The organism is Sphaerisporangium sp. NPDC051011 (genome assembly GCF_040653595.1).
Classification (GTDB): Bacteria; Actinomycetota; Actinomycetes; order Streptosporangiales; family Streptosporangiaceae; genus Sphaerisporangium.
Genome location: NZ_JBFAGG010000031.1, coordinates 26,788 through 50,457 on the forward strand (window position 1 = coordinate 26,788; position 23,670 = coordinate 50,457).

Annotated in this window: 22 protein-coding genes, 2 tRNA genes and 1 pseudogene; 17 read left to right on the plus strand and 8 right to left on the minus strand. The window is 69.2% G+C overall.

The window, feature by feature from the left end; all coding sequences use genetic code 11:
- The first annotated feature begins 12 nt into the window (after positions 1 to 12).
- The 6 genes from AB0H21_RS39745 to AB0H21_RS39770 all read left to right on the plus strand — a co-directional run bounded on the left by AB0H21_RS39745 (position 13) and on the right by AB0H21_RS39770 (position 4,334).
- The gene (locus AB0H21_RS39745; RefSeq protein WP_358527042.1) at positions 13 to 774 is read left to right on the plus strand and encodes a DUF2637 domain-containing protein; all 762 of its coding nucleotides are present in this window, start codon (positions 13 to 15) and stop codon (positions 772 to 774) included.
- Positions 775 to 792: 18 nt separating this feature from the next.
- On the plus strand, positions 793 to 1,152 hold the full coding sequence (locus AB0H21_RS39750) for a hypothetical protein (protein ID WP_358527044.1): 360 nt from the start codon (positions 793 to 795) through the stop codon (positions 1,150 to 1,152).
- Positions 1,153 to 1,162: 10 nt separating this feature from the next.
- A complete protein-coding gene (locus AB0H21_RS39755) occupies positions 1,163 to 1,285 on the plus strand; it encodes a hypothetical protein (RefSeq protein ID WP_358527046.1) in 123 nt (40 codons plus the stop codon).
- Positions 1,286 to 1,390: 105 nt separating this feature from the next.
- On the plus strand, positions 1,391 to 2,779 hold the full coding sequence (locus AB0H21_RS39760) for a replication initiator (RefSeq protein ID WP_358527048.1): 1,389 nt from the start codon (positions 1,391 to 1,393) through the stop codon (positions 2,777 to 2,779).
- Positions 2,776 to 2,967: an excisionase gene (locus tag AB0H21_RS39765; protein ID WP_358527050.1), complete on the plus strand. Its 192-nt coding sequence runs from the start codon at positions 2,776 to 2,778 to the stop codon at positions 2,965 to 2,967. Before AB0H21_RS39760 ends, AB0H21_RS39765 begins: the two co-directional genes overlap by 4 nt.
- Positions 2,964 to 4,334, plus strand: coding sequence for a tyrosine-type recombinase/integrase (locus AB0H21_RS39770; RefSeq protein WP_358527051.1), 1,371 nt, complete (start codon positions 2,964 to 2,966; stop codon positions 4,332 to 4,334). Before AB0H21_RS39765 ends, AB0H21_RS39770 begins: the two co-directional genes overlap by 4 nt.
- 218 nt (positions 4,335 to 4,552) lie before the next feature.
- Here the strand turns inward: AB0H21_RS39770 and AB0H21_RS39775 are convergent.
- Positions 4,553 to 4,625 (minus strand) — tRNA-Arg (locus AB0H21_RS39775).
- Positions 4,626 to 6,800: 2,175 nt separating this feature from the next.
- Here AB0H21_RS39775 and AB0H21_RS39780 point away from each other — a divergent pair.
- Complete coding sequence (locus AB0H21_RS39780) at positions 6,801 to 7,889, plus strand: D-alanyl-D-alanine carboxypeptidase family protein (RefSeq protein ID WP_358527053.1); 1,089 nt, start codon at positions 6,801 to 6,803, stop codon at positions 7,887 to 7,889.
- A 180-nt stretch (positions 7,890 to 8,069) separates the two neighbouring features.
- On the opposite strand, the gene cpaB is transcribed toward AB0H21_RS39780, so the two are convergent.
- The 4 genes from cpaB to AB0H21_RS39800 form a co-directional block, all read right to left on the minus strand.
- Positions 8,070 to 8,714 (minus strand): Flp pilus assembly protein CpaB, encoded by a 645-nt coding sequence (cpaB, locus tag AB0H21_RS39785; RefSeq protein WP_358527054.1) that lies wholly within the window; start codon positions 8,712 to 8,714, stop codon positions 8,070 to 8,072.
- Between the two features lie 540 nt (positions 8,715 to 9,254).
- Positions 9,255 to 10,061, minus strand: a complete 807-nt coding sequence (locus tag AB0H21_RS39790) for an S-methyl-5'-thioadenosine phosphorylase (RefSeq protein WP_358527056.1) — start codon at positions 10,059 to 10,061, stop codon at positions 9,255 to 9,257.
- Between the two features lie 595 nt (positions 10,062 to 10,656).
- Entirely contained in the window at positions 10,657 to 11,040 is a 384-nt protein-coding gene (locus tag AB0H21_RS39795) for an FmdB family zinc ribbon protein (RefSeq protein ID WP_358527058.1), read from the minus strand.
- Between the two features lie 348 nt (positions 11,041 to 11,388).
- Entirely contained in the window at positions 11,389 to 12,891 is a 1,503-nt protein-coding gene (locus AB0H21_RS39800; RefSeq protein ID WP_358527060.1) for a potassium/proton antiporter, read from the minus strand.
- 129 nt (positions 12,892 to 13,020) lie between these two features.
- Between AB0H21_RS39800 and AB0H21_RS39805 the strand changes: the two genes are divergently transcribed.
- On the plus strand, positions 13,021 to 14,121 hold the full coding sequence (locus AB0H21_RS39805; RefSeq protein WP_358527062.1) for an LCP family protein: 1,101 nt from the start codon (positions 13,021 to 13,023) through the stop codon (positions 14,119 to 14,121).
- Positions 14,122 to 14,166: 45 nt separating this feature from the next.
- Here the strand turns inward: AB0H21_RS39805 and AB0H21_RS39810 are convergent, their stop codons facing one another.
- Positions 14,167 to 14,751: a 5-formyltetrahydrofolate cyclo-ligase gene (locus tag AB0H21_RS39810; RefSeq protein WP_358527064.1), complete on the minus strand. Its 585-nt coding sequence runs from the start codon at positions 14,749 to 14,751 to the stop codon at positions 14,167 to 14,169.
- Positions 14,752 to 14,775: 24 nt separating this feature from the next.
- Here AB0H21_RS39810 and galU point away from each other — a divergent pair, with 24 nt between their 5' ends.
- The 7 genes from galU to AB0H21_RS39845 all read left to right on the plus strand — a co-directional run bounded on the left by galU (position 14,776) and on the right by AB0H21_RS39845 (position 20,075).
- On the plus strand, positions 14,776 to 15,681 hold the full coding sequence (gene galU / locus AB0H21_RS39815; protein ID WP_358527066.1) for a UTP--glucose-1-phosphate uridylyltransferase GalU: 906 nt from the start codon (positions 14,776 to 14,778) through the stop codon (positions 15,679 to 15,681).
- A gap of 19 nt (positions 15,682 to 15,700) precedes the next feature.
- Positions 15,701 to 16,900 (plus strand): gephyrin-like molybdotransferase Glp, encoded by a 1,200-nt coding sequence (gene glp, locus AB0H21_RS39820; RefSeq protein ID WP_358527067.1) that lies wholly within the window; start codon positions 15,701 to 15,703, stop codon positions 16,898 to 16,900.
- Complete coding sequence (moaC, locus tag AB0H21_RS39825) at positions 16,897 to 17,367, plus strand: cyclic pyranopterin monophosphate synthase MoaC (RefSeq protein ID WP_358527069.1); 471 nt, start codon at positions 16,897 to 16,899, stop codon at positions 17,365 to 17,367. Before glp ends, moaC begins: the two co-directional genes overlap by 4 nt.
- Positions 17,364 to 17,843 (plus strand): MogA/MoaB family molybdenum cofactor biosynthesis protein, encoded by a 480-nt coding sequence (locus tag AB0H21_RS39830; protein WP_358527071.1) that lies wholly within the window; start codon positions 17,364 to 17,366, stop codon positions 17,841 to 17,843. Before moaC ends, AB0H21_RS39830 begins: the two co-directional genes overlap by 4 nt.
- Positions 17,844 to 17,896: 53 nt before the next feature.
- Positions 17,897 to 18,529 (plus strand): GNAT family protein, encoded by a 633-nt coding sequence (locus AB0H21_RS39835; RefSeq protein WP_358527072.1) that lies wholly within the window; start codon positions 17,897 to 17,899, stop codon positions 18,527 to 18,529.
- Positions 18,530 to 19,058: 529 nt separating this feature from the next.
- On the plus strand, positions 19,059 to 19,916 hold the full coding sequence (locus AB0H21_RS39840; RefSeq protein WP_358527074.1) for a hypothetical protein: 858 nt from the start codon (positions 19,059 to 19,061) through the stop codon (positions 19,914 to 19,916).
- Positions 19,917 to 20,001: 85 nt separating this feature from the next.
- Positions 20,002 to 20,075, plus strand: a tRNA-Ala gene (locus AB0H21_RS39845).
- Between the two features lie 57 nt (positions 20,076 to 20,132).
- Here AB0H21_RS39845 and AB0H21_RS39850 read toward each other — a convergent pair.
- Both AB0H21_RS39850 and AB0H21_RS39855 read right to left on the minus strand, forming a co-directional pair.
- Entirely contained in the window at positions 20,133 to 20,507 is a 375-nt protein-coding gene (locus AB0H21_RS39850) for a tyrosine-type recombinase/integrase (protein WP_358527075.1), read from the minus strand.
- A gap of 200 nt (positions 20,508 to 20,707) precedes the next feature.
- Complete coding sequence (locus AB0H21_RS39855) at positions 20,708 to 21,679, minus strand: helix-turn-helix domain-containing protein (RefSeq protein WP_358527077.1); 972 nt, start codon at positions 21,677 to 21,679, stop codon at positions 20,708 to 20,710.
- Positions 21,680 to 21,737: 58 nt separating this feature from the next.
- On the opposite strand from AB0H21_RS39855, the gene AB0H21_RS39860 reads away from it, so the two are divergent.
- Both AB0H21_RS39860 and AB0H21_RS39865 read left to right on the plus strand, forming a co-directional pair.
- Positions 21,738 to 22,949 (plus strand): MFS transporter, encoded by a 1,212-nt coding sequence (locus AB0H21_RS39860; RefSeq protein ID WP_358527078.1) that lies wholly within the window; start codon positions 21,738 to 21,740, stop codon positions 22,947 to 22,949.
- Positions 22,950 to 23,009: 60 nt separating this feature from the next.
- Positions 23,010 to 23,202: pseudogene (locus AB0H21_RS39865) on the plus strand (hypothetical protein); the annotation flags it as partial.
- Positions 23,203 to 23,670: the final 468 nt, after the last annotated feature.

Genomic DNA, 23,670 nt, shown 5'->3' on the forward strand with positions numbered 1-23,670 from the left:
GAGGTTCCCCTTATGAGCGCACCGCGCGGACGCCTGGCCGGTCTGGGCGGGTGGCTGCTGGACTCCGGACCGGTGGCCGTCGTCGCCCTGATCGCCGGCGCGGGCTCCTTCACCCACATCCGCGACACCGCCACCCAGCACGGACAAACCGGATGGGTGGCCTGGGCCGTGGCCGTCTGCGTCGACCTCACCTGCGTCATGGCCGCCCGCGAACGCCAGCGCGACAAGAAAACCGGCCGAACCCGGACGCGCCTGGCATCCTGGCCCACCGTCGTCCTGGCCGGCGGCATCGTCCTGTCCCTGGCCGCCAACCTCGCCCAAGCACACCCCTCTGTCTGGGGCTGGATCACCGCGGCGACCCCGGCCGTGGCCTTCCTCGTCGCGGTCTCGATGCTCGAACGCCGCGCCGTCCTGGGCCGCTCGTCCTCGTCCCCGGCGGCCGTATCCGAGTCCGTACCGGCCCCCGTCCCCGCCTCGGCCCCCGTCCCCGGCTCGTCCCCGCGCTCCGTACCGGCGGCGGTCCCGTCCGCAGCACTCGTCTCCTCGGCTGTGGCTGCCGTCCCCGGCCAGGACGACCCCAACGACGCCCAAGACGACAACACGCCACCGGCATCCGGCGGGCTGCTCGACTACGCCCGGCGCGTCGCCGACGAACACCACACCAAGCACGGCAAGCCCATCACCCGCGACACCCTGCGCGCCCGGCTCGGCGTCTCCAACCAACTCGCCACCGACCTGCTCCGGCAACTCCGCACCACCCCCGAACCGGCCTGACCAGAAAGGACACCCGCCATGGCACGCACCCCCGACCGGCTGGCCTACATCAACGGCCTGCGCGACCTCGCCGACTTCCTCGACACCAACCCCGACATCCCCACCCCCGAGGGCACGCTGAGCGCCTACTACTACCCCCGCGGCACCGACGAGGAGATCCGCGCCCAAGTCGACCACGTCGCCCGGCTGCTCGGCGCCGACGCCGACGCCTATGAGCTCGCGCAGGGCCACTACTCCGCCGGAATCACCTTCGGCATGGCCGAGTACAAGGCGGTGGGCCTGCTCGCCTCCTCCCGCGCCCGCTGGGCCGCCCGAAGGAGTTACGAGGATTCCATCGTGCTCGACCCCGACCCCACCGACCCCGCGCCGGACGCCTGAGGTGACCGGCATGGGCGAGGAGTTCACCGTCATCCGCTACCGCTGCGCCACCTGCGGCGGGACCGGCGTCGACAGCCTGGGCGCCACCTGCGCCGACTGCGACGGAACCGGCACGGACAACCACGGGGCCTGACAGCCTCGGCGCCCCCGGCGTGGCCGCACAACCGCCAAGTTCCGCGCCACGTCGGGGGCCATCCCCACACCGAATCTCACCGACCCGGAAGGGACACGCCCCATCATGCCCAAGACAGTCAACGAAAACGCGGTAGCCGGGATGATCGCCCGGCTCCACGACCCCCAATACGCCCGATGGGCCGCCCAGATCCGCGCGACCGGTGGATGCCGCCAGCCGATCCACCTACGCGGGCGCGTGCGTCACATCGACGCCGCGACCGGCCACGTCCTGCACACCTACAACACCAGCCGCGAACCCGGCGGCGTGCTACGTGTCCAGTGCAAGACCCGGCGGGCCTCGCGCTGCCCGGCCTGCGCCGAGATCTACCGCGCTGACACCTACCAACTCATCCGCGCGGGCCTGGCCGGCGGCAAGGGCGTCCCCGAGTCCGTCAGCGCTCATCCCGCGCTGTTCGTCACCCTGACGGCCCCCTCATTCGGCGCAGTTCACACCCGGCGGGAGCAGGGCGGCAAGGTCCTGCCCTGCCACCCTCGACGCGACGCCGGGACCTGTCCCCATGGGCGTCCTGAGTCCTGCCCCGCCCGACACGGCGCCGACGAGGAACGCCTCGGCGAACCGCTCTGCCCGGAGTGTTACGACTACGCCGGAAGCGTGCTGTTCAACGCCCTGGCCCCCGAACTATGGCGCCGCTTCACCCTCGCCCTGCGCCGCCACCTGGCCAAACTCCACGGACTGACCGCCAAGGAACTGGGCGAACACTTGGTCATCTCCTTCGCCAAAGTCGCCGAGTACCAACGGCGCGGCGTCGTCCACCTCCACGCCGTGATACGCCTCGACGGACCCGGCGGACCTGACACCCCTCCTCCCGACTGGGCCGACCGTGACGCCCTGGCGCAAGCCGTCCAACACGGGGTCGGTGCGGTCAGCGTCCCGGCCCCTGCCCTGGCTGGTGAGCCTGCCCGCGTTCTGCGCTGGGGGACACAACTCGACGTCCGGCCCATCACCATGCACGGAGAACTGACAGAGCAGGCTGTCGCCGGATATATCGCCAAGTATGCGACCAAGGCGGCCGAATGCGTCGGCACCGTCGACCGGCGCATCAATTCCGCCGACGAGGTGAGCGGCCTGGGCCTGCGTGACCACGCCCGGCGGCTGATCGCCGAGTGCTTCCGCCTAGCCGCCCTGGACCGGCTCAACGAGCTGCGGCTTGCCCAGTGGGCTCACATGCTCGGCTTCCGCGGCCACTTCTCCACCAAATCCCGCCGCTACTCCACCACCCTCGGCGCGCTGCGCGCCGCGCGCGTCGACCACATGCGCGACGAGGAGATCAGCACGGGACGCCTGCCCCTCTTCGAGGAAGACACCATTCTCGTGGTCGCGCACTGGGAGTACGCCGGTCGCGGCCTGACAGTCGGGGAACAGGTCCTCGCCGCGTTCCTGACCGGGCGGCCTGACCCTGCTACATCGGCACTCGCGGAGGTCAGTCCATGAACCGCCGCGACGAACTCATGCCTTTGCCCCAGGTCCTCGAAGAGCTGGGCGGCATCTCTCGCCGGACGTTCTACCGCTGGCGTGAGTTGGGCCGCGCGCCCGTCTGCGTCAAGCTGCCGAACGGCGGTCTCTTGGTCTGGCGCAACGACCTCACGGTATGGCTTGAGTCCCGGCGGGAGGCTGCGTGAACGCCAGCTACGACGTGAAGTTCTGGGAGATCCGCCGGAACAAGTCGAGCAAGACCCCCTCCTACGTCGCGCGCTGGACGGTCGGGGGTCGCGAGAAGTCGAAGACCTTCCGGACCAAGGAACTCGCCAACAGTTATCTTCGTGACCTGCGGCTGGCTGCCAAGAATGGCGAGGCGTTCGACATGGACACCGGGCTTCCCGAGTCGATGCTGGCACCCGAGCCTGATGAGAGCGGCCCTACCTTCCTGGCCTTCGCTCAGCAGTTCATAGCCCAGCGATGGAAGACGTCGGCGGCACGGACGAGGGAGACGGACGTCTACGCTCTGTTGGCTCTGGTCCCGGCGATTGTGAAGGACCTGCCGGGCCGCCCCGATGCCGACGAGATGCGTAAGGTCCTGCGGGAATACGCCCTGCTGCCAAAGGATCGGCGCGGAGAGCTGCCCGCCAAGCACGCCCCGGTTCTGCGCTGGCTTGAAACGGCGTCGCTCCCACTGGCTGACTTCGAACAGTCGTGGGTGGTCCGGCTCGGCCTCGATGCAATCTCCGTCACGTTCAAGGGGCAGAAGGCGGCGGCGAACACGGTCCTGCGCAAGCGGGAGGTCTTCCACCATCTGCTCGAACTGGCCGTGGAAGAGAAGGTGTTCGACACCAACCCGCTTGACGGGGTCAAGTGGACGCCTCCGGAAGCGGTGGACACGGTTGATCCCCGGACGGTGGTCAACCCTCGTCAAGCTCGGGCATTGCTCGATGCCGCGCCTCGTGCCGGTCGGACACGTGGGGCTCGGATGCGGGCGATGTACGCGTGCATGTACTACGCCGCGCTTCGCCCGGAAGAGGCGGCGGGCCTCAAGCGAGAGAACTGCGACCTGCCGGGGGAGGGTTGGGGCCTGCTCACCTTGGAGACGGCGCGGCCATTCGCCAACAAGCGCTATACCGACTCGGGAGCTGCGCACGACAGTCGCGGCCTGAAGCACCGGGCAGACAAGGACACGCGGCCGGTGCCGATTCCTCCGGCCCTGGTGAAGATCCTGCGTGAGCACATCGCGGAGTTCGGCGTGGCCGGCGACGGCAGGCTGTTCGCCACGAGCAAGGGCGGGCTCTACACGAACTCGGCGATCTCCCGCGTCTGGAAGTGGGTGCGGGAGTTGGCGTTCACGCCGGAACAGGTGGCCTCGCGGTTGGTGGCCACACCGTACGACCTTCGGCATGCGGCCGTCTCGCTCTGGCTCGCCTCTGGTGTTGCCCCGACTGAGGTTGCCACGCGAGCGGGGCACAGCGTCGAGGTACTTCAGCGGGTCTACGCCAAAGTGATCGACGGGCAACGGGAACTAGCCAACGCGAAGATCATCAGCGCTCTGGAAGAGTGATCGCGGGCGACTGCGGAAGGGCCTCGGGATGACCCCGGGGCCCTTCGCATTTCTGGGCTGACCTGGGGAAACAGGGCAAAGATCATTCCGCGTATATTCCGCGAGCCCTGACATGCAACTGCCTACGGCTGCATGCTGCTGCTCTCGCCTGCCTCTACCCTGTCACCTGCTCCTGTCAGTAAGTGCAGGTCAGACAGTGAATCACAAGGTCAACCAGGTGCCCCCGGCAGGATTCGAACCTGCGGCACCCGCTTTAGGAGAGCGGTGCTCTATCCCCTGAGCTACGGAGGCGGGGTCTGGTGTAAGGGTACCGAATGTCGAGGGGTTGTGTGCGGAGGTCGGGCTTGGCTTTGGGGGCGTATCCCATGTGTGTGCTGAGCTGGGGTAAAGGGGTGACATGCCGGGGACGTCTCGTCGCGCTGCGTGACTATCGTCGCGCAGCGTGATCGATCAACGACGTGGGCGCGTGCGGGAGCAGCGTGGGTGTGAGTGGAGGTCTCTTGGGTCTGAGGGGCCTCCTGGGTTTGAGTGGAGGCCTCGTGGGGCTGAGCGGAAGCACCCTGGGGTTGGGCCTTGGGGGCTTGTGGCGGCGATGATCGCGCCTGTGATTCTTGGGGGCGGGCTTCTTGTCGCTGAATTGGCCGGCTATGAGGAGCGGGTGCGGGATGAGGCGCCGGGGGTGGTGAAGGTCCGGGCGGGCTCGGTGCCGGGGGAGCGGCCGGGGGCGCTGGTCCTGAGGGTTCAGCCTGAGGTACCGCCTCTGCGGCATCGCAACTGGGGGGAGCATCGCTACCAAGGGTTCATGCCGGGTGGAGCCGGAGGGCCGACTGGCGGTGGACGCCAGTATCTGGGGCCAGTGGCCGCCGGCGCGGCGCACGAGGGGGCGACGTCAGCGGGGGCGGGTGGCATGGCCAACGCGCGCCGGGGGGATCAGGCGGATCAGGGAGATCGCGCTGAGCGCGGGGATCGGGCGAGTCGGGCATACGAGGGATCGGTGGACGCGGGGTCTGCGGGGGTTAGGGCTGGCGAGGACAGCCCTGAGGGGCCTGGTGTTGCGGGAGAAGTGCCCAGAGCAGCGGGGACGGTGGGGAGCCTGGGGGCGGCAGTGCCGGTCGGTGAGTCCTTGGGAGTTGTAGGCGAGGGGGCGGTCGTCGACTGGGTTCCTGGGGGTTTGGCCGGGAAGGGCGCGGAATCGTCGACCCGGGGAGTCTCTGCCGGGGGTGCTGCGTTGGTCTGGGGAGGCTCTGCCGGGGCTGGTTCGCTGCTTTGGTCTCGGTGCGGGGAGCGGGCGAGGTCTGCGCCGGACGAGGTTCCGATCGCCGCCCGGCGAGAGGAGCCACAGGTCGCTCGGGGTGACGTGGTTTGGGGTGCGGGGGAAGGAGCGTCGGACCGGGCGGGCGGAGTTCGACGACGGCAAGACTGTCGAGGTGAGCTCGGGGAGCATCAGTGTGCGGGGGTTCACCCGGTGGTGGAGCGTCTGTGCTTCTAAGCGGTGCCGATGATCCTGGCGGTGCTGTAGGCCGGATCGTCAAACGGCATGGCCGTGAGGTTGTGGCCGTCTGGCGGGATGCGGCTGGTAGGGCGAGGAGGTCCGGGTAGATGTGCGCGTAGGTGTTGTCACTGCCCAATGCTGTGTGCGTGGGCCCGGCAGTCGGAGGCACCCCGTCCAGTCCAGGGCGTGTGAACCTGGCCCCGCCGGGCCGCTGCCCTGCGCCCTCTGCCCTGCACGTTCGGCGCTCGTTCACGGTGGACCAGGCGCTGCGCGGTTCGGCGGCCTGACGCTGTGTGCGCGAGCTCGGCAGTCGGAGACACCTCGCCCGGTCCGGGGCGTGTGAACCTGGCCCCGCCGGGCCGCTGCCCTGCGTCCCCTGTCCTGCACGTTCGGCGCTTGTTCACGGTGGACCAGGCGCTGCGCTGGCCCGGGCGGCCGGATCTGGCCGCGGTGGGTCGTGGGCGGAGCGCTGATCACTGGGCGGTGAGGGCGCTGGGTGCTGTGCGTGGCGGGCTATGTCGTCTGTTGGGATGCGGCGTTGTGGTTGTCCTGGGGGCACGCTGAGCGCGGGGTCGATGAGGGCGCTGGGGCTGTTGTGGGGTGCTCGGTGCCGTCTGGTCGGAATACGGCTTTGTGGTCGTCGTGGAGGGTCCGCTGATCGCTGGGGGCGGTGAGGGCGTTGGGTGCTCTTGCGGGGTGGGCGATGTCGTTGGTTCGGAACGTGGGTCCGGTGCTGGGGTGCTTGGTCGATGTAGTTGGTTCGGTTGCGTCACGGGTGTGGGTTCCGGGGGCCGTTGCGTTACAGGAGTGGGTGCTGGGGTTCAGGAGACTGCGTCAAGTTGGCGGTGCGGAGCAGGTATAAATGCCATGATCCGTACATAACGGCTCTTGTGACTCATGCGCGGGTGCTCGTCTTGCTGTAGTAACGTGCGTGCCGGGCTTAGGTCACAAGTTCGCAAACGGAGGGGTCTAACGTGCCATCTCCTCGATCGGCGAGCCTGGTCGCGGTCCTCATGGCGGTGGTTTCGGTGCTCACCCTGTCGTCTTCGGGTGAGGCGCAGGCGCGGCCGGTCACGCTGGAGGCCGTGAGTCAGGACTCGGCTCCGGGGAACCTGACGGAGCTGCGTCGCGAGGCCGAGAGGTCGTCCCAGGCACTGGCGGAGGCCACGAAGGCCTTGGAGCAACGTCAGGCGACGCTCGCGAAGGCGGACTCGGAGCTGAAGAAGAAGCTCGACCAGTTGCGTACGGCGACCGCGGAGTTGTCCAAGGTGCGCAAGCCCCTCGCCGATCTTGTGCAGTCGCTGTACCAGACTCCTCAGGGGGGCGACATGGCCCCTTTCCTTTCGGGTGCGAGCGACGCCTCCAGCCTGCGGGCCCTCAGCGACATGACGTACCTCGTGTCCGGGCGCGATGAGATCTTGGCCGACGTGGGCCGGCTCTACCAGGAGCAGCAGAGGCTCGCGGCCGAGGCGCAGGACCTTCGGGCGACCAAGTTGCTGGTGGAGGCACAGCTCAACGCCGAGATCGACACGTTGCGGAAGCGTTCGGCGGCGGTCGTCAAGTCGTTGTCCCAGGCGCTGGTCAAGCTGGGAGTGCGGGTCAACCAGGGCGGACGGTCGGGTGCGGCGTGCGATCCGACGCGGGTCAGTTCGGCCGCGCAGTATCCGAACGGGTTGCTCCCGAAGAGCGTTCTGTGCCCGTTGCAGCAGCCGGGGCGTGAGCTGCGGGCGGACGCGGCGATCGCGTTCGTCGCGCTGAACGAGGCGTACAGGAAGCGCTTCGGCAAGCCGATGTGCCTGACCGACAGCTATCGCAACCTGGCGCAGCAGCAGGCGATTTTCTATCGCCGGCCGGGCTTCGCCGCCGTGCCGGGGCGCAGTAATCACGGGCTTGGGCTGGCCGTGGACCTGTGTGGTGGCGTGGATGTCTTCCGGTCGGTGCAGTTCAACTGGGTTGAGGCGAATGGCAAGCAGTTTGGATGGATACATCCGGACTGGGCGTATCACAGTCCTTTTGAGCCCTGGCATTGGGAATACGACCCGAAGCTCGGGTCCCTGCTGTAGCACTCTGCCGCGTTGTCCACATGCTGTGGACGAATTTGTGGGTACGCGGTTTCTTCTGTGTGTCTGTAGGGCGTCGAGGGCTGATCGACATTCGAGGTTGGTTGGCATGGCTGTGCACGGAGAGTCATTGAATAGGGACGTGTCGGCCTCGTAACGTTCTGTGATGTCAGGTTTCGCTGGTCATGGTCGGCCGTGGATGGTGATGGACAGGCGTGAGGCTGTGGTCGCCTGGGCGAGTCGCTGGGCCTGGTCGGGGGTGGTGGCCAGGACGACGAGGGCGCCGGTCTCACCCATCGAGTCCGTGGGGTCGGCGGAACGGGTGGAAGCCGGTGGGGCTATGACGGTGACGGACTGCGCCACCGTGGCTGTCGCGGGGCTGACGGCGTCGTCCCATTTCGGGGCGGAGGCGATGACGTCGATGATGTCGCCCGCGCGGAGTAGGCGGGCGGACGAGGCGTCCGTGACGCGTACAGGGGTGGCGAGCAGGCCGGGACCGTAGGCGTCGACCAGGGAAGGACCCAGCAGGCGAACGTTGGTCAGCGGTTCGCCCCGTCGGGCGGGGGACGTCAGGAAACGGCCGGTGACGCGTGTGCCGGGACGTAGCGCGCCGTCGGGCACGGTGTCCTCGGGGAAGCGCACCACGGTCAGGTCGGACGCGGACAGCGGGCCTCCTGCGAGGTCGCGTGCGGCGGCGAGGACTTCCGTGGTCGGCGCGGGACGTACGGAGAGGCCGAGGCAGAGGGTCGCCATCGCCGCGAGCGCCGCTGCCAGGATTCGCCGTCGCCGGTTGAGCATCTTGACGACGCGCGGGATCACGGTTCGCATGGGCGGCTCCGAGGGGGGTGAAGTTGGGCGGTGAGGTATGCCCGTCGTGTTGCCGTTCGCGCCGGGTTAGCTCGCCGTGTCAGGGCGCCGGCATCACCGACGCCCCTTCCCACCGACGCGGCGCCGGGTAGGGGAGGCCGGGTGGAGAAAGTCGGGTCGTCGGGACTCGTCGTGAGTCGGCCGGAAGCCGGCGGAAGCCGGTGGTAGTTGGTGGAAGCGGGTACTCGCTGGGGATTCGATTACTCACTCGGTATGCGGGAGCGCCCCTTGGGCATGCGGGAGCGCCCCTTGGGCATGCGGGAGCGCCCCTTGGGCATGCGGGAGCGGCCCGGAGGCGCCGGGTGCTACGGGGGTGTTCTTCGCTGCGCCCTCGCCCCGTCCTCGACGATCTGCTCCATTCCGGCCGCACAAGACGGATAGCTGTCCGCTTTGGACTGGTCTTTGGAGCAGAACGCCCGCTCGCCGGGGTTCTTGATCGGCGGGTCGGTGAGGTGAGGGCAGGGCTTTGCGCAGGGCGGGCGGGCAGGGCGGGGGTTGAGGTTAGGGGAGGGGGAAGGGGAGTTTTATGCCGTCGAGGGTGTTGGGGCAGTGGCAGGGGCGGTCGGTGGGGAGGGCGGCGGTGACTGAGGCGACCAGGGTGCGCATGCGTTCGCTGTTGGCGGCGAAGAAAGCGAGGACCTCCTCCTGGGTGACGCCCTCGCCGACGTCCACCCCGGCGTCGTGGTCGGTCACCAGGGCCAGCGTGGTGTAGCAGAGGGCGAGTTCGCGGGCGAGGGCGGCCTCGGGGTAGCCGGTCATGCCGACGATCGTCCAGCCGTTGCCGCTGAACCAGCGTGACTCGGCTCTGGAGGAGAAGCGAGGCCCTTCGATGACGACGAGGGTGCCGCCGTCGACGACGTCCCAGCCCTCGGCGCTCGCCGTCGCGCAGGCGAGGGACCTGCCGGTCGCGCAGTAGGGGTCGGCGAACGGGACGTGGACCGCGCCGCCCTCGTCGTAATAGGTGTGCGCGCGGCTGGTGGTGCGGTCGACCAGTTGATCGGGGATCACCAGCGTGCCAGGGCCGTACTCGGCGCGCAACGAACCCACGGCGCTCGGGGCGAGCACCTGACGGACGCCGAGCGAGCGCAGGGCCCACAGGTTGGCCCGGTATGGGATGCGATGGGGAGGGAAGCGGTGGTCGCGGCCGTGACGGGGCACGAACGCGACCGTGCGGGAGCCGATGCGCCCTATGGTGATGGGGTCGCTCGGTGGCCCGTACGGCGTGGTGACCTCGACCTCTTCAGCGTCGTCGAGGAGGGAGTAGAAGCCTGAGCCGCCGATGACTCCGATGTCCGCTCTGGTGACCATGGCCACGACATTAGCGCCCCGGCTTGGGCGCGATGCGCGTGAAGCCGCCGCCTGTGGATAACTCCGGCTTGTGCACAGGAGCGGAAACGGATTTATGTCTCAGTCCTGGACAGGCTCCGTCATCGAAGGGCGCCTCGCCTCCCGGGCGGCCTCGTCTGCGGACCGAGCCGCCTGGGCCCGTGCCTTGTCAGGGTGGCATGTCGCGGCGTTGCCGGAGGCTCCCGCGTTGCACTCGCTGTGCGGAGCGCTCTCTGTGCAGAGGAGGAGACGGAGTCAGACCAGACCTCCGAGGACCGTTGGCCGCGGCGCCGTATTGTCGGCTCGTGCGCTCCGAGATCAGCCCCGGACGAGGGACGGCCCGCCGAGGGGTCATCTGCGGTCGGTGACGTGCGAGGCTGGGGAATGGGGGTGCGCCGGCCGCGGCGCCGTCTTGTCGGCTCTCGCTCCGAGACCAGCCCCAGACGAAAGGCGACCCGCCGCGGGGTCATCCGCGGTCAGTGACATGCGCGGCTGGGAATGCCGTGTCGGGGTGATCTTGGTGGGAGGGTTGTACGGCGTCGGGGTGGCCGTACGAGCCGTACAACCCGTGGCGTCGTCAGGAGGATGAGCTGCTGCTGGAGGCGCTGGCCGACGCCGGCTCCTTCTTCGCCGAGCCCGAGCCCGAGCCCGAGCCGGAGCCGGAACCCGAGGCCGAGCCGGACCCACCGGCGGCGCTGGAGCCGTTGCCGGAGTCGGAGCTCGACGAGCCGGACGAACCGGTCGACGTGGAGGACGACGAGGTCGAGGCGCTGGAGGAACCGGACGAGCGGTTGTCCGTCCGGTAGAAGCCCGATCCCTTGAAGACGATGCCGACCGCGGAGAACACCTTGCGAAGCTGGCCCTGGCAGCTGGGGCATGTGGTCAGCGGGTCGTCGGTGAATCGCTGGACCGCCTCGAGCCCTTCACCGCAAGCGGTACAGGCGTACTGGTATGTGGGCACGCACTCCTCCTCGTATGGCTCAGTATGCTCACGCAGATTGGCACTCTACCGATGCGACTGCTAATGGTACGCAGCGGATTAGGCTAAACGCCACCCAGCCGGCTTCTAATCCCGGGCGGAAGGCCCCCAGGGAGTGGCCGCAGAGGCGTCTGGCCTGTGCCTTGTCCTGTATGCGGTGACCGGCGGCCGTGGTCGTGCGGCCGGAGTCCGTCATCTCGGCCGCGGAGGGTCTGGGGTGACCGGGGTGATGTGCTGGGGTCCTGTGATGGGCTCGGGGGCGCCCGGGGATATCCGGGGCGCCCGGTAACACCTGGCACGAGCCTCGGTGGTCGCCAAGGGCCGGGCGGCCTACTCGCCGCTCTCCCCGTACCAACCCGCCAGCTTGCCGCGCCGACTGACCGCGCGCAGGCGGCGCTCCACCCGCTCACGGCAGGCCGCCGTTGTGACGACGAGCAGCTGGTCGTCGGCGCGGAGCCGGGTCGAGTCTTCGGGGACGAACGAGTGTCCTTCCCGGACGACCATGGTGACGGCGGCGTCCGACGGCAGCCGCAGCTCGAAGATCTCGACGCCGTGCAGCCCGGATCCGGGCGGGATGGTGACCTGGAGCAGGTCGGCGTTGAGCTCTTCGAGCGGGGCCGCCTCGACGCCGAGGTCGAGGGCCTCCTCGGGGGCGCCGACGCGCAGGACGCGGGCCAGGTACGGCAGCGTGGGCCCCTGGATGAACGTGAACACGATCACGATGACGAAGACCTCGTTGAACAGGCCTTTGGCGCCGACGATCCCGGCGGCCCACGGGATGGTGGCGAGCACGATGGGGACGGCGCCGCGCAGACCGGCCCAGGACAGGAAAACCTGCTCGCGCCAGGACAGCCGGTCGACCCGCGCGGTCCGTACGAGAAGGGCGGAGACGACGACGGACGCGGGGCGGGCGAGCAGCAGCAGGGCGAGGCCCGCGATGAGGCCGGGGACCACGGTGGCGGGCAGTTCGGAGGGGCTGGCGAGGATGCCGAGCATGACGAACAGCCCGATCTGGGCGAGCCAGGCGGCCCCTTCGGCGAACCCGCGGGTGGCCGGCCGGTGGGGGAGGCGCGTGTTGCCGAGGACGAGTGTGGCGAGGTAGACGGCGAGGAAGCCGCTGCCGTGCAGCAGGGCGGCGCCGCTGTAGGCGATGAACGCGAGGGCGAGCACGGCGATCGGGTACAAACCGGAGGACGGCAGCGCGACGCGGCGCAGGGCGTACGCTCCGAGCGGCCCGACGGCGAGGCCCACCGCGCAGCCGACGGTCAGCTCGAAGGCGGCCTCGAACATCACCTGGCCGAGGCCGGGCAGAGGGGCGTTCAATCGGCTGAGCAGTACGACCACGATGACGGTGGGCGCGTCGTTGAATCCGGACTCGGCCTCCAGTATGCCGGAGAGCCGTTGTGGCAGGGGGAGCCGGCGCAGGACGGAGAAGACGGCCGCCGCGTCGGTGGAGGCGAGGATCGCGCCGAGCAGCAGCGCCGTGCGCCAGTCCATGGCCAGCAGCCAGTGCGCGGCGGACGCGAGTACGACGATGCTCACGCCGACGCCGATCGTGGCGAGGAGGAGCGCGGTCGGCACGGCCCGGCGTACGTGCGGCCAGTACGTGGTGAGACCGCCCTCGGCGAGGATCACGGCGAGCGCGGCGAGGCCGATCTGCTGCGCGAGCTGCGCGTTCTCGAACTGGATGCCCAGCCCGGCCTCGCCGAGGAGCAGGCCGAGCCCCAGGTAGATGAGCAGGGTGGGGAGTCCGGTGCGGTGCGCGACCCGTACGGACGCGATGGCCGCGATCACGACGATGGACGCGAGGAGTAGCCAAATATTAAGGTTCACCGGCTCTCCTCCTCATGTTTTCCGCCCATTGTGGCGTATTGGTGTGGTCCTCTACCACGATGAACTACTTTGAGCTACGGTCACACGCGACACGGATGCTAGGTCAAACGGAATCATGGGTGGACGGCAGTGACGGACGACGCTTCCCCGGTCGTGGAGAGCCGCTCGGTTCTCGACGGGCTGAGGAAGGATGCCCCCGGCGAGGGTGACGACGTCCCCGAGGCGTCCTCGAAGAACCCGGAGAAGCCGAGGAAGCGGCGGCTGTTACGCCGCCTGGTGATCGTGACCGTGCTCGTCCTCGCCATGGTGGTGGCGGCGGCGTTCGCGCTGGTGATGGAGCGTCAGATCTCGCTGAACGGCAACATCGAGCGGATCCCTGGAGCGTTCCCCGAGGATGCCGGACGTCCGGTGAAGGCCGTGGGCGACGCGCAGAACTGGCTGCTCATCGGATCGGACAAGCGCCCGGGCGAGTCGGGCAACCAGCGGGCCGACACGATCATGATCGTCCATGTCCCGGCCGCCCGGGATCGGCTCACGCTCATCGGCATCCCCCGCGACTCTTATGTCCCCATCCCCGGGCACGGAAACAACAAGATCAACGCCGCGTACGCCTTCGGCGGGCCGAAGCTGCTGATCAAGACCATCGAGGGCCTCACGAAGGTCCGCATCGACCATTTCGCCGCGCTGGACTTCCAGGGGTTCGTCGAGATGAGCAAGGTCGTCGGCGGCGTGGACGTGTACGTGTCGCGCAAGGTGTACGACCCGATGAACAAGGTCACCTGGCCGCAGGGCATGGTGCACCTGGAGGGTGAGAAGGCGCTGCTGTTCGTCCGCCAGCGCTACAACCTGCCGGGCGGGGACTTCGACCGGATCAAGCGGCAGCAGGCGTTCGTCGGGGCGTTGGGCCACAAGATCATAAGCAAGGATCTGCTGACCAACCCGTTCAAACTGAACGACTTCTTGGAGGCGCTCACCCACGCGGTCAGCGTCGACTCGGGTGTGACGTTGAGCACATTGCGCGACCTGGCCCTCGAGCTGCGCAACATTCGCCCCGAAACGGTGGATTCCGCCACGATTCCGACCCTGGGCACGGGCACGGTCAAGGGCGCCAGCGTCGTCCGCCTCGACAAGAAGGAGGGCGCACGTTTCTTCGAGGCGGTCCGCAACGACTCGCTGGGTGAATACTTCAAGGACAATGGCGGTCTCGACGACCTCCAAATCGTTTCGTGACGAGAATCACCGGTTCGCGGACGCCGGTCCCGGTAACCCCGCCAATCACAACTGTCGCGTCCGATCACGTCCGACGCCGACGATGCCGGACGGCAGGGCCGCCATCGACACGGCCCGATCATGTGGTTCCGCGGGAATTCCCTCGATCAACTCGCCCTCGTGCAGCAATGCGACCGTCGGAACATTCGGCCCCACCCGGGCGAGCGCCCGGTCGTACGAGCCGCCGCCGCGTCCGAGCCGCACGCCGCTGGACGGGTCGACCGCCAGCGCGGGCACGATGACCAGGGCGGCCGTGCGGACGGTGTCCATGCCGCGCCGCGTGTCCACGGGCTCCATCATGCCGCGCGGGCCGGGCGCCACCGAGTCAGGGCCATCGTAAACAGCCCAATCGAGATCATTGTCCGGGCACAGGACGGGAAGGATCACCGTCGCGCCGTGCTTCCACAGCGCGAAAATCAGGCCGTGCGTCGAAGGTTCGGAGCCCATCGACCAATAACAGGCGACCAGCCCGGCCATTTGCACCCAGGGCTGGTCGAGTAGCGTTTCCCTGATCGCGGTCGCCGAGTCGCGCGGATCGGCGAGCCCTGTGCGCGCGGCCACGATCCTCCGGCGCAGCTCCGCTTTGTCCACTCGGCCCTCCATTAAGGTGCATTCATGGCTGACTACGATCCAGTGACGAAAGTCGTCATTCCCGCCGCCGGCCTCGGGACGCGCTTCCTGCCGGCGACCAAGGCGACCCCGAAAGAGATGCTGCCGATCGTCGACAAGCCGGCCATCCAGTATGTCGTCGAAGAGGCGGTCTCGGTCGGGTTGCTCGACCTCCTCATGGTGACAGGCCGGAACAAGCGCTCCATCGAGGACCACTTCGACCGCGCGTACGAGCTGGAGGAGGTGCTGGCGGCCAAGGGCGACTCCGAGCGTCTCTCGCAGGTTCTCGAACCGGTCGAGATCGCCACCTTCCACTACGTACGCCAGGGTGAGCCCAAGGGGCTCGGCCACGCCGTGCTGTGCGCCAAGCAGCACGTCGGCAACCACCCGTTCGCCTGCCTGCTGGGTGACGACATGATCGACCACCGCGACCACCTGCTGAAGCGCATGATCGAGGTGCGCGACACCTACGGCGGCAGCGTCGTGGCGCTGATGGAGGTGCCGCGGGAGCAGGTCTCGCTGTACGGCTGCGCCGAGATCCAGCCTACGGACGAGGACGACGTGGTGCGGGTGACGGGCCTGGTCGAGAAGCCCCCGGCCGACGAGGCCCCGTCGAACTGGGCGGTCATCGGACGGTACGTCATCGACCCGGCCGTGTTCGAGGTGCTGGAGAACACCCCGCCCGGGCGCGGCGGCGAGATCCAGCTCACCGACGCGCTGCTGGAGCTCGCCGGGCGTTCCACCGAGGAGGGCGGGCCCGTCCACGGCGTGCTGTTCCGCGGCCGCCGCTACGACACCGGCAACAAGCTCGACTACCTCCGCACGGTCGTGCAGTTCGCCGCAGACCGTCCCGACCTCGCCCCCGAGTTCATCCCCTGGCTGCGCGAGTTCCTCGACGAGCATTCCGTGTGAGAATCAGATCATGGCCGCGATGAAATCGGTTGACGCGCACCTGGCCGAGATCCTCGCCACCGTACGCCCGATCGACCCCGTCGGCCTCGGCCTGGACTTCGCGCTCGGCGCCGTCCTGGCCGAGGACGTACGGTCGCCCGTCGCGTTGCCGCCGTTCGACAACTCCGCCATGGACGGGTACGCCGTCCGGGCCGGGGACGTCGCGGCGGCGACCGAGGCGGCACCCGTCGTGCTGCCGGTCACGATCGACGTCGCGGCGGGCGAGAGCGCGCCCCGGGCGGTCGGGCCGGGGCATGTCACGCGCATCATGACCGGCGCGCCGGTGCCCGCGGGCGCCGACGCGGTGGTGCCCGTCGAGTGGACCGACGGCGGCACGGACCGCGTCGCGATCCGCAGGCCCGCGCCGGCGGGCAACGCCATCCGCCGGTCCGGAGAGGACGTCCACGCGGGCGACGCCGTGCTCGCCGCAGGCACCGAGATCGGGCCCGCCCAGCTCGGCATCCTCGCCGGGGTGGGCAGGCAGGCCGTCCTCGCCCGCTCCCGTCCGCGGGTCGTGGTGCTCTCCACGGGCGCCGAGCTGGTCGAGCCGGGCACCCCGCTCGGCCCGGGGCAGATCTGGGAGTCCAACAGCTTCACGCTCGTCGCCGCCGTCCGCCAGGCGGGCGGTGAGGCGGTGCGGCGGCGGGCCGTGGGCGATGACCCCGCGGAGTTCCTGGAGTCCCTGGAGGGGCTGCTCGGCGACGCCGACGCCGTGATCACCTCCGGTGGCATATCGATGGGCGCGTACGAGCCCGTCAAGGAGGCGCTGTCGCCGCTCGAGACCGTCCGGTTCGAGAAGGTCGCCATGCAGCCGGGGATGCCGCAGGGGTTCGGCGTGCTCGGCGAGCGGCAGGTCCCGATCTTCGCGCTGCCGGGCAACCCCGTCTCGTCGTACGTCTCTTTCGTGCTTTTCGTGAAGCCCGCGCTGGCCAAGATGCGCGGTTTGCCCGCAGGCCCCCCTCCGACCGTCTCCGCGGTGGTCACGTCGGGGGCGCGGTCTCCGGCGGGCAGGCGGTCCTTCCTGCGCGGGGTCCTGGATGGGAAGGGCTCGGTCACCCCCGTGCACAGGCAGGGGTCCCATCAGCTCGCCGCCCTCGCCGGCGCGAACGCGCTGATCGTGATCCCCGACGACGTCACCGAGCTTCCCGAGGGGACGACCGTGGAGGTGATCCCGCTGTGAGCGAGCTGAGCCACATCGACGAGTCCGGCGCCGCGCGCATGGTCGACGTCTCGGCCAAGGACGTCGGCGTCCGCACGGCGCGCGCCACCGGCCGGGTGCTGCTGTCGCCCGAGGCCGTGGCGATCCTGCGCTCCGGGGACGTGCCCAAGGGCGACGCGATCGGCGTCGCCCGCGTCGCCGGGATCATGGGGGCCAAGCGGACGCCCGACCTCGTCCCGCTGTGCCATCCGATCGCGCTGCACGGCGTGGAGGTCGAGCTGACCGTGGTCGACTCGGGGGTGGAGATCACCGCCCGGGTGCGGACGGCCGACCGTACGGGCGTCGAGATGGAGGCGCTGACGGCGGTCTCCGTGGCGGGGCTGGCCATGGTCGACATGATCAAGGCGGTCGATCCGGCGGCGGTGATCAGCGACGTCCGGGTCGAGCAGAAGACCGGCGGGAAGACCGGCGTCTGGAACCGGCCGTGAGGGCGCTGGTCGTGACGGCCTCCAACCGGGCCGCTGCTGGCATTTATCCCGATAAATCGGGGCAACTACTGGCCGAGCTGCTCGCCGAGGCCGGATGCGAACAGGTGGACGGCCCGCGCGTCGTCCCTGACGGCGAGCCCGTCGAGGCCGCCCTGCGCGACGGCGTCCGCGCCGGATACGACGTGATCGTCACCACGGGAGGCACCGGGCTCACCCCCACGGACCTCACCCCCGAAATGACCCGGCGCGTCATCGACCGCGAGATCCCCGGCATCGCCGAGGCCATACGACAGGTCAACCGCGACAAAGTACCCACCTCGATCCTCTCGCGCGGGCTGGCCGGCCAGGCCGCGACGACCCTCGTCGTCAACCTGCCCGGCTCGTCCGGAGGAGTACGCGACGGCATGGCCGTCCTCGCACCCGTACTCCGGCACGTCATCGACCAGATCAGAGGGGGCGACCATCCCGCTTCATGAGGGTCAGGAGGCCACCATGGCGGATTCACGCTCCGGCAGGGGATGATTGACCCGTGGATCGACTTCGCGGCTGGCCGGCAACCCTCAAAGAGGGGCCGGTGGGACTCCGGCCGCTGCGTCTGCGCGATGTGGGCGTCTGGCGGGAGACGCGGCTGCGCAACGCCGACTGGCTCAGGCCCTGGGAACCCAGCAACCCTGAGACGCCGCTGTTCCGCACCGGCCTCGGCCCGTACATCTCCATGGTCGGCACCCTGCGCCGCGAGGCACGTCAGGGGCTCGCGCTGCCCTGGGTGGTCACCTGGCGCGGGGCGTTCGCCGGGCAGCTCACGGTCGGCGCGATCGTCTGGGGCTCCGCGCGCTCGGCCCAGGTCGGGTACTGGGTGAGCGGCGCGCTCGCCGGGCGCGGCATCATCCCCACGGCGCTCGCCATGGCCGTCGACCACTGCTTCTTCACCGTCGGCCTGCACCGGCTGGAGGCCAACATCCGCCCCGAGAACCACGCGAGCCGCCGCGTGGTCGAGAAGCTCGGGTTCCGCGAGGAGGGCATCCGCCGCAAACAGCTCCACATCGACGGCGCCTGGCGCGACCACATCTGCTACGCCCTCACCCTGGAGGACGTCCCGCGCGGACTGCTCTCCCAGTGGAGGCAGACCTGGGAGAAGACGGCGCACGACGGCCCTGCCTGAGGGCCATGGATACCTTTGGCGTATCCGTGACGATAAACAGGTTGACGATCTGGCGACACACCGGACTGAATGCTCGTCAACCAGTGACACGCGGTCCTACGGTGCGTGACGTGAACACATTTGCGACGGCGACGGTCCCGTGCTGTGTTCATGCTGCCCGCATACAGGGGGTCCCACGCCACCCCAAAACGGACGGCTTCCCGCGCTCCGGGGGGCGCACCTTCGCCTCGCCCGGGGGCGGTCCCTTTGCCCGGGCCGGGCTCGGTTCCCGCACGCGGGCCGGCGCTGGTCCTCTTACATGGGAAGGCGACGGCCTTACCCGGGCCGCGGCTGGCCCTCTTACCCGGGCCGGGGCCGGTCCTTTCGCACGGGAAGGCGACGGTTCCCTCCCCCTGGCCGTGAGGCATTCACCCCTACTGCACAGGAATCGGACATTCACCCCCGCGAAGGGGTATATCTTCACACTGCTCGGGAAGTGCGCCGTCACGGGGGCGGGGACCGGCGCCTCATGTCGTACGGAGGTGGGCGGGTGAGCAGCGCCTTCCTCTACCTCGGCATCGTGCTGATGTGGCTGTGCGTCCTCGTGCCCATGTGGCTGCGCCGCGACCGCCACTCGATCGACATCTCCGAGCTGTACACCGACGGGTCCCCGGAGGGCGACGCCTCCGAGCACGCCGACGAGTCCGACGGCGACACGCTCACCGACGTCGCGGTCTCCGACCTCCCCACCTCGGGGACTGACACCGCCGACGACGAGATCACCGTAGAACTCGACGCCCCACCGTCGCCCAAACCCGCCTCCACCGTGTCCACGTCCTCCATCCCCTCCGCGCCGTCCACCTCCTCCACGCTGCCCAGGCCATTCTCGTCGTCCACCTCCTCCACGCGGTCCTCCGCCCCGTCCACGCCGTCCCCGTCCTCCACGCGATCCAAGTCCTCCACGGCTTCCTCGAACGAGGCCGACCAGGCCGTCCCCGCCACCGACGAGCGGCGCGCCGAGGAGGCCGCTGAGGTCGTTCAGGACGAGCGCCGCCGCCGGGCCCGCATCGTCGCCCGCCGGCGACGCTGGCTCCTGTGCAGCGCCCTGCTCAACGTCGCCGCCGGGGTGACGGCGGCCGTCGGGGTCGCTCCGTGGTGGAGCGCGGCCCCCTCGGCCGTCATGCTCCTCTCGTACGTCGTCCTGCTGCGCGTCGCCGTCACCGCGGACCGCGAGAAGCGCCTCGCCGCCGCCAAGGCCCGCGCGGAGCACGAGCACAGGGAACGCGAGCGCCGCCGCGCCGAGGAACTCGCCGCCCAGCAGGCCGAGGCCGAGATCATCGAGTTCCGTAAGCCGGCCGAGCCCTTCGACCAGTACGCCGACCGCACCCGCCGCGCCGTCGGCGACTGATGCCCGGTTTCCCTCGGTGATCAACGCCGACCCGCACCGGATGGCGCGGGCGGTCGCCAAAGTTTGCTAATCTGGTCCAGTCCTTGGGGCTGTAGCGCAGTCCGGTAGCGCACTTCGTTCGCATCGAAGGGGTCAGGGGTTCGAATCCCCTCAGCTCCACCCAGGTCAAAGGCCGTTTCCGGTGATCGGAAACGGCCTTTGTGATCTTCTGAGTGACTACGCCTCCGGCCGTCCCCCGAAGATGCGGTCCATGGCCTCCGCCCCTTCGACCAGCACCGGGCGGAGCTGCTTCCGGTAGACGGTCTCCGTCACCATGGTGTTGCTGTGCCCGACCAGGCGGGAGATGCGCTCCAGGGGCACGCCGCTGTCCGAGAGCAGCGAAACGAAGCTGTGCCGCATCTCGCGCGGGGTCCATTCCTTCTCGTTGAGGCCTGCCCGCTTGAGCACCACCCGGAACGAGCGCCGGACGTTGTGCGCGTCCAACTCCGTCCCGACCGCAGAGGCGAACACGAGGTCATTCTCCTGCCACCTGTCACCGGCCGCCTTACGAGCAACGCCCTGGCGCTCACGCTGCCGCTGAAGCGCTTCCACGCAGCGTTGGGCGGTGTCGTGGTCGGTGACGACGCGCAGGTGCGAACGTGGGCGCTTCGGCGCCTACGCTACCGACGAGCTCCGCCGTGAACCTGAGGCGTTCAACCCCGTGCTCAAGGAAGTTGACTTCACCTCCGTCAACCTCACCGCATGAATAAGCGGGTGAATCGCTCCGGCCCAAGTCAAGGGCGTAAGGGCCGTCAGCCGTTCCGTTGGCCCTCGATTAAGGCCTCGCCGATTGCCGTTCGGGAGTAGAAAACTGATCGGCCGACACGTTGACGCCGGATAAGGCGAGCATCCAGAAGGACCTTAAGGTGGCGGCCTACCGACCCAAGCCCCTGGCCGGTCAGCGCCACGAGCTGGGTCGTGCTCTTGGGACTGTCGAGGAGAACGAGGACACCGGCCCGCGCCCGGCCCACCAGCCTGCTCAGAGGCTCAGGCGCCGGCACATGATCGCCGTCCGCGAGCGGCCCCCGGCACGGGTACACCACGCCATACCGATGGGGCAGCTGCCAGCTGACCCACCCGCAGCTCGGAGTCACCGGCACGAACCGTAACTGAGCACCGGCCAGGTCCCGGTCCGGGTAGTCGTATGCGTTGATCTGCAGTCGGCCCTCGCCCAGCCAGCGCATCTGTGGCCGCATGTCATCTAATGCCGCGGCCCAGCCGCCCTGGCTCAACCGCTCCGATCTGGCGACGATGTCCGCCTCGATGACCCTGCGGCGTCGCGGCCAGAAGGGCGCGATCGTCTCCCGCCACACCCACGCCAGGATGTCGGCGGCGCGTTCGCCCAGATCAGGACGGGCCAATGCGGCCGGCGGCGGCCCGCCCAGCGATACCGTCAGGTCCGCCCAGACGTTCTCGGCAGGAATCGCGCGTATCTGGTCCACTTCCTCCTCGAACGTCGCCTCTCCTTCGCCGGCAGGCGCGGGGGCGAGGAAGTCGGCAATCCAGTGGTGTCCGACAGCCGCGTGGATGAGCAGAGCAGTGATCGGATCGGCGGCCAGCCGGCTTCGATAGGCGGGCAGATGGGCGTCGAGCCACGCACGCTCTCCCGGGTGCGCGGCCATGTTCGTCGCCAAGGTCAGCAAACCGGCGGTGGTTTCGGCGAGAGCGGAGATCACGAACCGGCTCCCGGCAAGGGTGTCCGCGTTCACCAGCCAGCAGCCCATGGTTTCGCCCCCTTGCGAAACCTTAGCAGTCCATCCCCAAGGCCGATGAAATTCCCGCATGCGTACTTATCGAGAGCTTTTCCGGGCGCCGGAGTTCACACCGCTGTTCGCCGCCTCCACCGTGCAGACGATGGCCTTGACGGTGAGCGGGCTGGCCCTGGGCACCCTGGTCTACGGGGCCACTGGCTCTCCGCTCCTTTCCGCGCTGAGCATGTTCGGCTCTTCCTTCGCCCAGGTGATCGGCGCGACGGTGCTCATGTCCGCGGCCGACCGGATACCGCCGCGCGCCGCGTCGACCGCTCTGGCCACGGCCTTCGCCATCGGAACGGCCTTTCTGGCGATGCCCGGCCTGCCGGTTTGGGCTGTCTTCGTCGTCCTCTTCGGCCTTGGGCTGGTCGCTTCGCTGGGCGGCGGAGTGCGGTACGGATTGCTGAACGAGATCCTTCCGCAGCAGGGTTACCTGCTCGGCCGGTCCGTACTCAACATGTCGGTGGGCGTCACCCAGATCTGCGGGTTCGCCCTCGGGGGCCTGCTGGTGAACGCCTTGTCACCACAAGGGACGCTGCTCACCGCGGCGGTGCTGGACCTTGCCGCCGCGCTGATCGCAGGGCTGGGGCTGGCCCGCCGCCCGGCACGCGCCTCTGGACGCCCGTCCGTCGCCGCCACCTGGCGGAACAATGTCCGGCTGTGGTCATCCGCGCCTCGCCGGTACGTCTACCTGGCCCTGTGGGTGCCGAACGGGCTGATCGTCGGCTGTGAGGCACTTTTCGTGCCGTACGCGCCAGAGCATGCGGGCCTGCTCTTCGCCTTGGCCGCGTTCGGCATGCTGGCTGGGGATGTCCTTGCTGGCCGCTTTATCCCGGCTCGGTGGCGGGAACGCCTCGCCGCCCCGCTGCGGCTGCTGCTGGCCGCGCCGTACCTGATTTTCGCTGTGGATCCTGCGCTGCCGCTGGCGGCGGTGGCCATCACCTTGGCCTCGGTCGGGTATGCGGCCAGCTTGCTGCTTCAGGAGCGGCTGGTCGCTCTGACGCCTGCTGACGTACGGGGGCAGGCCCTGGGGCTGCACTCCTCCGGCACGATGACCATGCAAGGCGTTGGAGCCGCTCTGGCCGGCGCCATCGCGCAGTACACCTCTCCCGTTTCGGCTATGTCCATGATGGCGGCAGCCTCGTTCCTGGTAACCCTGTGCCTGGCACCAGGGCTACGCCCCGACCGCAGTGGTGACGGCGAAGCCACCCGGTCATACGCTGAACCAACTGGCGTTGGGTAAGGCCCGGGACGACTTTCACGGCCGGTCGTTTCCGAGGGCCCTGTCGTTCGCCGAGCCCCTCTGAAGGAGTTGCGGCCTGGCTCCACCGGCCGTAGCGAGATACGCATCGTGGCGGGCGGCCATCTTGCTGGTCGCGGGAGACAAAGCGGGCAACTGGGAACGCTGGTATCGGGGTCAGGGGTTCGAATCCCCTCAGCTCCGCCCAGGGCCGCTCTTGAAACGGCTCGACCGAAGTCGACGGGATCCCGTCTGATCTTGGTGATCGGGCGGGATCGTGTTGTTTCAGGGGATTCCGAGCCCGGTAGTATTGGGTTTGGGTGGGTTACGGAAGGCTCGGGTGGTATCAGCCCACTTGTCGGGTGGTGCCAGCCCAATTCTTCAGCCCACTTGTGGAGCATGGAAATCGGGCCGCCGGGCATGGTGCCGACGTATGGGCCGGGCCGATCATGCGCACGCCTCTGCGGTCTACCTGTGCACCGGCGAGGAGCACACCTGGTCCGCCGGCCACGATCGATCACATGGTCGACCTCATCGCGGGCTCCCTGGGCAAGCGCGGCCGACGCCTGTGGCCCGGGCAGGTCGGCCATCGGCACGGGGCAGGAGGATCACCTGGCCTTCCCGCGGGCGCGAGGACTGCTGCGCGGGCGCAAGACCGCCATCTGAGCATGGCGGCCTCTGCCAGGGAAGGCCGGGACCTGGCGTTTCTTTGCCGGGATGTGAG

What these genes read in the sequence shown, in the direction of transcription:
- AB0H21_RS39745 (WP_358527042.1), top strand. Translation starts at nt 13, where the DNA reads ATGAGCGCACCGCGCGGACGCCTGGCCGGTCTGGGCGGGTGGCTGCTG.
- AB0H21_RS39750 (WP_358527044.1), top strand. Translation starts at nt 793, where the DNA reads ATGGCACGCACCCCCGACCGGCTGGCCTACATCAACGGCCTGCGCGAC.
- AB0H21_RS39755 (WP_358527046.1), top strand. Translation starts at nt 1,163, where the DNA reads ATGGGCGAGGAGTTCACCGTCATCCGCTACCGCTGCGCCACCTGCGGC.
- AB0H21_RS39760 (WP_358527048.1), top strand. Translation starts at nt 1,391, where the DNA reads ATGCCCAAGACAGTCAACGAAAACGCGGTAGCCGGGATGATCGCCCGG.
- AB0H21_RS39765 (WP_358527050.1), top strand. Translation starts at nt 2,776, where the DNA reads ATGAACCGCCGCGACGAACTCATGCCTTTGCCCCAGGTCCTCGAAGAG.
- cpaB (WP_358527054.1), bottom strand. Translation starts at nt 8,714, where the DNA reads ATGCGAACCGTGATCCCGCGCGTCGTCAAGATGCTCAACCGGCGACGG.
- AB0H21_RS39790 (WP_358527056.1), bottom strand. Translation starts at nt 10,061, where the DNA reads ATGGTCACCAGAGCGGACATCGGAGTCATCGGCGGCTCAGGCTTCTAC.
- galU (WP_358527066.1), top strand. Translation starts at nt 14,776, where the DNA reads ATGGCTGACTACGATCCAGTGACGAAAGTCGTCATTCCCGCCGCCGGC.
- glp (WP_358527067.1), top strand. Translation starts at nt 15,701, where the DNA reads ATGAAATCGGTTGACGCGCACCTGGCCGAGATCCTCGCCACCGTACGC.
- AB0H21_RS39855 (WP_358527077.1), bottom strand. Translation starts at nt 21,679, where the DNA reads ATGGGCTGCTGGCTGGTGAACGCGGACACCCTTGCCGGGAGCCGGTTC.
- AB0H21_RS39860 (WP_358527078.1), top strand. Translation starts at nt 21,738, where the DNA reads ATGCGTACTTATCGAGAGCTTTTCCGGGCGCCGGAGTTCACACCGCTG.